This window comes from Paraburkholderia sp. 31.1 (assembly GCF_014397645.1).
In the GTDB taxonomy this organism is placed as follows: domain Bacteria; phylum Pseudomonadota; class Gammaproteobacteria; order Burkholderiales; family Burkholderiaceae; genus Paraburkholderia; species Paraburkholderia tuberum.
On the sequence record NZ_VZQN01000181.1, the window covers coordinates 1 to 830 of the forward strand.

Below are 830 nucleotides of genomic sequence, written 5' to 3' on the forward strand. Positions count from 1 at the left end.
TTGAGCTTGCCCCCGAAAAACGAATCCCTTGCTGAGCAGGTAAACTCACGCAAGGAGAAGAACGATGACAGGCAAGGCAAAGCGGGCACAGTACACGCTCGAATTCAAGCTGGAAGCGGTGCGACTGGTCAAGGCCGGGCAAAGCATGGCAGCAGTGGCGGCGACACTGGGTGTGGTTGAACAGACGCTGTACAACTGGGTGAAGGCTGAGCGGGAAGGCAAGCTGGCGGGAGCTGGGACAAAGCCAGTAAGCCCGGAACAGATGGAGCTGGCCCGGCTGCGTGCGGAGGTAGCTCGCCTGAAGATGGAGCGAGATATTTTAAAAAAAGCCGCTGCGTACTTCGCCAGGGAGTCGATGTGAAGTACGCATTCATTGAGCGCAATCGACGCCACTGGCCGGTCTCGGTGCTGTGCGAAGTGCTGGAGGTCAGCCCCAGCGGATATCATCAGCGCCGGCAACGCGCCGCGCAGGGCAGGCCGCACCGAAGCCGCGTGAGCGACGATGCATTGCTCGCAAACATCAAGGCGATTCACGCGCAGGTCAAGGGCGAGTACGGCTGGCCGCGCATGTGGAAGGAACTGCTCGCGCGTGGCGTGCGCGTGGGCAAGGAGCGGGTTCGCAAGCTGATGGCGCAGCATGGCATTCGCGCTCGCCACAAGCGCAAGTACATCGCGACGACGAACTCGAACCACGATTTGCCGGTGGCGCCGAATCTGCTGGAGCGCAATTTCACCGCCACTGCACCGAACCAGGTCTGGACGAGCGATATCACCTATCTGGCGACAGCCGAGGGGTGGGTGTACCTCGCGGTCATCATCGACCTGTTCAG

Annotated in this window: 1 pseudogene; it reads left to right on the top strand. The window is 61.1% G+C overall.

The features are described from left to right. Positions 1–64: 64 nt before the first annotated feature. A pseudogene (locus tag F6X37_RS35885) lies at positions 65–830 on the top strand (IS3 family transposase); the annotation flags it as partial.